Genomic DNA, 6,454 nt, shown 5'->3' with positions numbered 1-6,454 from the left:
ATTAAACCCCAGCCAGGCCTCAGTCCGGCACGAGAACAGACCGAGCCCCTGTGCGGGAATCTCGAACGCGGAACCAGACGGATCAATCCCCCGTTGGTCGGTCCCCCAGGTCCCCCACATCCCGTCCCGCCAGATATCGTCGAAGTGGGTACTGACGAACTGGAGATCATCGTAGACAAGCGGGCCCTGAATCAAATCCTGACATTCGGGATGGTCGTCGTACCATTGCAGCAAATGGCTGATCGCTCCCGGCCATAAATTCACGTGAGAATCGAGCACCAGTACGGCATCGGCCGCGGCGATGCGAAAGATATGATCCCGGGGCGCGGCCGTCCCGCCAGCCTCCCTGTATGGGATATACCTGACCTGAAAGGGACAGGGCCAGTCCGGATGTGGAACGCTGATGGATGAGCAAAAATGTCTCAGCGACTCGGCCTGAGGACCGTCCGGATCATTGTCGACGATGACGATCTCGCAGCGGGGCATCGCTTCGGCGTGGTACAGCCGCAGCGCATTGACCGTGAAGTAAACTCCATCAAAGTCCCGATGCGTTGCCATCCCGATCGTCAGTCGAGTCATCTACTCAGGCCTCTCCAAGAGCTGCAGCGATTGTTCAGGTGAGAAACGGCGGCGAGTTCCGCAACAGTGACGCCAACTGCTCAAGTCGAGTCCCCCCTCGGCGGGCGCGCTCCGATGCAACGGGGAGTGATCCTTCCGCCGAGTGATCAACGTTCTGTCGGTCCCCAGTCATTGAGATTGCCGTCGTACTTCTGGAAACTTCGGAAGCGTTGTCGTCGGTCGCTTAGCGTTTGAAATTGACTGACAAAGCGACTCGAAACCCAAATCCTGCATTTTTTGCGTCGGGGGGCTCGCAGTACCGGTTTGCACTGCGAAGTCGGGTCAGATCCTGCCCCCAGCTCCCGCCCCGCAAACACTTCCTGGTCCCCTTCAGCGGACCAATGGGATCGATCGCCGGCCCGGAGGAATGTTGCTGGTAGAAATCGACGTCCCACCAGTCGTAGACCCATTCCCAGACATTTCCCAGCATGTCGTGAATGCCGAATGGATTGGCGGCAAGGCTTCCCACAGGCTGCGTCGAAGCCAGATTGAAATTGGGGCCGAGAACCTGCAAAGCATCCGTATCCGTCAGCCAGGTCCTGGTCGTCGTCCCCGCCCGACACACGAATTCCCACTCCGCTTCCGTCGGAAGTCGGTACTTGCGGAACTGGTCCGCTTCCCGCTCCGACAACAGTCGACAGAACTGGTCGGCATCCCCCCATGTTAGATACTCCACTGGCAGCCGCATTTCCTGGGGCTCCGATCCATCGGGAACGATCATCCTCGAGGGAAACATCGACGGATTTTTCTTCAGAACCTTCTCAAACTCCTGCTGAGTGACTTCGTGCGTCCCAATATAAAAAGGCTTCGAAATAATCACCCAATGCTGCGGCCCGGCACTCTTCGCCACGGCCAGCCGGTCCGCAGTATTCGCGGGCCAGTTTCGAGTCCACTCTTCGATCTCGTCCTCGGTGGCTCCCATCATGAATTCGCCAGGAGGAATCAAACGAAAACTCATCCCCAGGGAATTCGTAAACTCGACAGGAACGCCCAGATAGTTCGCCCACGCTTCCTGATGTGACTTCGCAGTATCGGAATCGAAGGGGGCAACCGCCTTCTCAGGGGCACCGACCGGCCAGACAGGAAGCTCCGCCAACGTAGCGATCGGACCGTGATGCCCCAGCATGCCGCTTGAATCGCCCTCGTCGGTGTCGATTCGCCCCTTGTCCCTGGCCTCCCCCTTATCAGGAGCGTCAGTAAGGCGCTCCGCGAGAAATCCCTTCGCCATCAGTGTCACAGCCAGCAGGGTGACTCCGATCAGGCTGCCGAATATGACGTTTCTCCGGGAGGGAGTATCCGGAAGCCCTTCGGTCACGGTTTCGCATTCATGCAATGTCTGCGTGGCGGATCGAGAAAGTGTCCGCAGTCCCTCAGAAGTGACTTCTTGTGTTTCGTCGCTCAGGAGCGGTCTTCGAACGGCAAAAGAGTGCCCCGTTTCCGTTGGGGATAAGACCTCCAGTGCATCGATTCCCTCGATGACGGCCTGAGCATCCATCAGTCGTGTCTTACGATCTTTGGACAGCATTGCCGCGAGCAGGGAATCCAGCCCGAGGGGAACATCTTTCAACGTGTCTTGCAAACGGGGAATCGCATGTTCGCGATGAGCCACCACGATTTCCCCCACGGAATTGCCGGGAAAGGGGGGCTTGCCGGTCAGCAACCAGTAAAGCGTGCAGCCAAGGCTGTAAATATCGGCACGGGCATCGACTTCGCGTGGATTGACGAATTGCTCGGGTGGCATGAAGTCGACAGAACCGGTGACAATCCCCGTTCCAGTGATGTCGTAGCAGGGGTCCCCTTGCGCTGTATCCGTCCATTCGATCATCCGTGACAAACCGAGATCAAGGATCTTCACAACCCCGCTGCGGTCCAGCATCAGATTCGAGGGTTTGATGTCACGATGCACAAGTTTTTCAGAATGGAGATAGGCCAACCCGGTCGCTACCTGCCGGATAATGCCCAGCGCCACGGGGACTGACATCAACCCGCTGGTCTGAATGCGTCGCTTCAGATCAATCCCGCTGACAAGTTCCATGACAAGATAAAGAGATCCTTCACACTCGCCAGCGTCATAAGATGTGACCACGTTGGGATGATGCAGTCGCGACGCCAGTCGAATCTCTCGCAGGAATCGATCGATTGTCCCCTCAGCTTTGAAACGATCCGGCCGGATGACCTTGAGAGCAACCATTCGCCCCATCAGACGGTGCCGGGCCGAGTAAACCGTCCCCATGCCCCCTTCGCCGATTTTTTCCCAGAAGACATAGTGCCCCATCAGCAGATTGCGGCCTTCCAGCAGAAACTGAGACTGCAACGGGGTAATAATTCTCGCCTTGAGCATCTCTTCAATGATGCGATGGGGATCGGGAGCAGTCTGGCCGGTCCCCATCCGCTTCACAGTCTCATTCAGCCACTGGACCTGTGAAGGATCTCCTTCCGCCAGCAACTCCTCGAGCTTCTCCAATGAAATATTCATCATCTTCCCCCCTTGGGCACCGGGGGGGTTACGAAGCGCCAACTCACCGTGGCTTGCGGTCCCAAGCGACTGAACACAGTGAACATTCTTTCAGACACCCATGCCGAACGGAGCGACCAGGAATTCGCCTCAGGGGAATCAGAAAGAGCCGTGTATGAGGTGTGTGAACACGGCAGATCGGGCCCTGTGATCGGCGCTGCCTGGCTTGAGTTGGGCTGTGTCTGCGGACGATCACCAGAGTGGTCCGAAAGTGGACGACTCCCGGAATCTCCGTTCGACCTGCCATCCGCCGTTAACATCGCGGGGCCCCACACGACTTGATGCATAGACACTGTAGCGATCAGATTGACTCATTCAGAATTTCAACAACAACTTACAATACGCGGCCCGTTCAGTAGAAACAATCAATCCATCGAGCCGACGTGATGCGTGCCGCCAAGCTCCGTCGATGCGCCATGGAAGCTGGGATTGTCGGTCCTCTTACTCACTTGCCGCTGTGAGCCGCCCAGGTGAGGCCGATTTGCCCCCCGACTCATGCTCCATCTTCGCTGATCATCACGCCGATTTCTCGATCCTGGGAAATTACCGCATTATTCGCTGCGGCTATTGTTTTAATTAGCGGCGGGACTAAAATCCTTGGCAGCGGCGCGAGTTCGCTGCCAGGAAAGTACCAGAACAAAAGATGAAACCTGCATTAGAACCTGATGACGAACAGTTTTTGCTGAGCCTTCAACGGCTCGGAGGAGGAACCGTTCAGGATTTGTGCGACGCTGCAGGAGTCACAGCGACGGCGATTCGGTTACGTCTCAGTCGTCTTCAATCGCTGGGGCTGATTGAGCGCCAAACGATTCGATCGGGCCGCGGACGCCCTCACCATACCTACCAAATCACGGAACTGGGTCGACGACGACTCGGCGATAACTATTCCGAACTGGCTCAACTGCTGTGGTCGGAACTCCAGACAATTGACGAAATCGACGTGCGCCAGCGGGTCACAGGCCGCATTCGTGATGCCATGGTTCGTCAGTATGGCGCAAACGTGCAGGGGGCGCTCCTGTCCGATCGCTTCGCCCAATTGGGAATCGCACTGGCTGACCGTGGGTTCTCCGTCGAAGTCGACACGCGAGAAGCGCTGCCGATTCTCCGCGAGAATCACTGCCCGTACCACGAGCTGGCTCAGCAGGACCCAGGGATTTGCGAGTTGGAACAACAGGTTTTTGAGCGGGTGCTGGGGGTTCCTTTGACTTTAGCGTCCTGCTGTCGGGATGGCGGACATTGCTGCGAGTTCCATCCTGCGTGATGTGCAGTTTTTCGAATTCACCCTATTTCATAGTGACCAGAAGTTCATAGTAACCAGAAGAGAAACAACGAAAATCAAGTGGCCGGCAGTCAGCCGCCAGAACATTCATCGAGTAGAGAGTGAGGAAAGTGCAGTTCAGTACAGACCGTTAAGACGATTCAGACAGCGGCTCGGCTGAGGAAGTGTGTGGAAGTGCCTGCCACGAGGATGGCAGCCCGCTGGCAAGGAACGAGGTTGGGTGAAAGCAACGGCAATTACTGTTAAAGTCGTTCCCTTGCGGGACAGTTCCCGGCACCATCTCCAGTAACGCAACAAAAACGGACACTGCAATCATGACAACCTGGATTGAAGGCCGATTTGAAGAAAACGTTATCACCACGTCGCTGGAACAGGCGATGAACTGGGCGCGGCAGTCGAGTATCTGGCCGATGACGTTTGGTCTGGCGTGTTGCGCAATTGAGATGATGGCTGCGGGTGCAAGCCGGTTTGATATGGATCGATTTGGTGCTGGTGCGTTCCGCGCGACGCCACGACAAGCCGACCTGATGATCGTCGCAGGGACGGTCACCTATAAGATGGCCAGCCGCGTCCGCCGCCTGTACGAACAGATGCCCGACCCCAAGTACGTGATTGCCATGGGAGCCTGCACAGTCGGAGGAGGCCCCTACTTCAAATACGGATACCACGTTGTAAAGGGAGTCGACCTGGTCGTCCCTGTCGACGTCTACGTCCCCGGGTGCCCACCACGACCTGAAGCCCTGCTCGAAGGTCTGATGCGAATCCAGGACAAAATCAAAGCCAAGAAAATTACCCGAACACAGGAAGTCCTGCCGATTCCGCACCACACGGGACGAGTGGCTCTTCCCGTAACCCAGTCATTGACGGAAGTCGTCTGATGGAATCAATCGCGTGACGGTACTGCGGTCTAATCCAGCCGCGAATCCGGTCCGCACAGAATTCGTTTTTTGACAAGTCAACGGTCCTTCAGGCAGGGAACCTCGCAACAACGAGCCGTGCCTGACGCGACTGAGACTTGGAGCCGGCCCCGCGAGGCCCTCGAGTGAGGCCCGATCGAAGTTCGTCGATCGGGCGATCACCCGTGATCGTTCACTGAGTCAGTTTTCTTTTCCACACAAGTAGAGTTTTCGCATTCAATGTCCAGTCTTCTGAAAATCACCGATCTGCATGTGTCTGTGGACGACAAACCGATTTTAAGGGGCGTCAGTCTCGAAATTCGTCAGGGCGAAATCCACGCACTCATGGGCCCGAACGGATCCGGTAAAAGCACCCTCGCCTACACCCTGGTCGGTCACCCCAAATACGAAATCACGGGTGGCTCGATCGAAGTGGATGGCACGCCGCTGAACGAGCTGGACCCCTGCGATCGCGCCCGACTCGGCCTGTTTCTGGCCTTCCAGTACCCGGTCACGATTCCCGGTGTGAAGGTAGCGGACTTTCTGCGACATGCTGTCACCAACATTCGCAACCCAACTCGAAAAGAGGGCGAAGGCCTGATCCCCATGCGGGACTTCCGTAAAGAGCTGAAAAGCCGCATGGAAGAACTTGGCATGGACGTGGAATTCGCTCGCCGCTATCTGAACGACGGTTTCTCGGGTGGTGAAAAGAAGCGAATGGAAATTCTCCAGCTCGCCATGCTCCAGCCCAAGTTTGCGATCCTCGACGAAACCGACAGCGGACTGGACAGCGATGCTGTTCGAGTGGTCAGTGAAGGACTCCGAAAGCTGGCAGGACCTCAGATGGGTGTCCTGATCATCACGCACCACGAACGTCTGCTGGAATACAACGTTCCACAGTACACCCACGTCATGCTCGCGGGCCGCATCGTCGAAACCGGCGACGCCTCGCTGGCACATGAACTGCATAACAACGGCTATGCCAATATCCGACTTCGCCATCCCGCTGAAGCAGCCGAAGAACAGGAACAGCAGAAGAGTGTCCCCACTGCCGTCGCCGCAGGGACCAAGTAAGCATACAAGAAGCGGCATCCGGCAACCACGAAACGACGCAACCGACTTCGCCGCCTAGAAGTGGTCGGCGAA

Annotated in this window: 5 protein-coding genes; 3 read left to right on the top strand and 2 right to left on the bottom strand. The window is 56.9% G+C overall.

Translation table 11 applies throughout. From position 1 onward, the window contains the following. Together VGE80_RS03745 and VGE80_RS03740 are read right to left on the bottom strand one after the other, a co-directional pair. Nucleotides 1-579: glycosyltransferase family 2 protein (locus VGE80_RS03745; protein WP_440591720.1), on the bottom strand; the 579-nt coding region annotated here is incomplete at its 3' end. A gap of 223 nt (nt 580-802) precedes the next feature. Beyond that, complete coding sequence (locus VGE80_RS03740) at nt 803-3,097, bottom strand: protein kinase domain-containing protein (protein WP_440591719.1); 2,295 nt, start codon at nt 3,095-3,097, stop codon at nt 803-805. Between the two features lie 679 nt (nt 3,098-3,776). Here VGE80_RS03740 and VGE80_RS03735 point away from each other — a divergent pair. From VGE80_RS03735 to sufC, 3 genes are all read left to right on the top strand, one after another. After that, nucleotides 3,777-4,394 carry a helix-turn-helix transcriptional regulator gene (locus VGE80_RS03735; RefSeq protein WP_373650056.1) on the top strand — a complete coding sequence of 206 codons (618 nt, stop codon included), beginning with the start codon at nt 3,777-3,779 and terminating at the stop codon, nt 4,392-4,394. A 332-nt stretch (nt 4,395-4,726) separates the two neighbouring features. Then, nucleotides 4,727-5,290: an NADH-quinone oxidoreductase subunit B gene (locus VGE80_RS03730; protein ID WP_373650055.1), complete on the top strand. Its 564-nt coding sequence runs from the start codon at nt 4,727-4,729 to the stop codon at nt 5,288-5,290. A 258-nt stretch (nt 5,291-5,548) separates the two neighbouring features. Further along, nucleotides 5,549-6,382 (top strand): Fe-S cluster assembly ATPase SufC, encoded by an 834-nt coding sequence (sufC, locus tag VGE80_RS03725; RefSeq protein WP_440591718.1) that lies wholly within the window; start codon nt 5,549-5,551, stop codon nt 6,380-6,382. Nucleotides 6,383-6,454 lie beyond the last annotated feature (72 nt).

The organism is Schlesneria sp. (genome assembly GCF_036405755.1).
Lineage (GTDB): Bacteria > Planctomycetota > Planctomycetia > Planctomycetales > Planctomycetaceae > Schlesneria > Schlesneria sphaerica.
Note: the sequence above shows the minus strand (reverse complement) of the source record. Positions and strands in the feature narration are given on the sequence as shown.

Bases quoted from the DNA above. Each gene is read 5' to 3' on its own strand.
- VGE80_RS03740 (WP_440591719.1), bottom strand. From the start codon at position 3,097: ATGATGAATATTTCATTGGAGAAGCTCGAGGAGTTGCTGGCGGAAGGA.
- VGE80_RS03735 (WP_373650056.1), top strand. From the start codon at position 3,777: ATGAAACCTGCATTAGAACCTGATGACGAACAGTTTTTGCTGAGCCTT.
- sufC (WP_440591718.1), top strand. From the start codon at position 5,549: ATGTCCAGTCTTCTGAAAATCACCGATCTGCATGTGTCTGTGGACGAC.
- VGE80_RS03730 (WP_373650055.1), top strand. From the start codon at position 4,727: ATGACAACCTGGATTGAAGGCCGATTTGAAGAAAACGTTATCACCACG.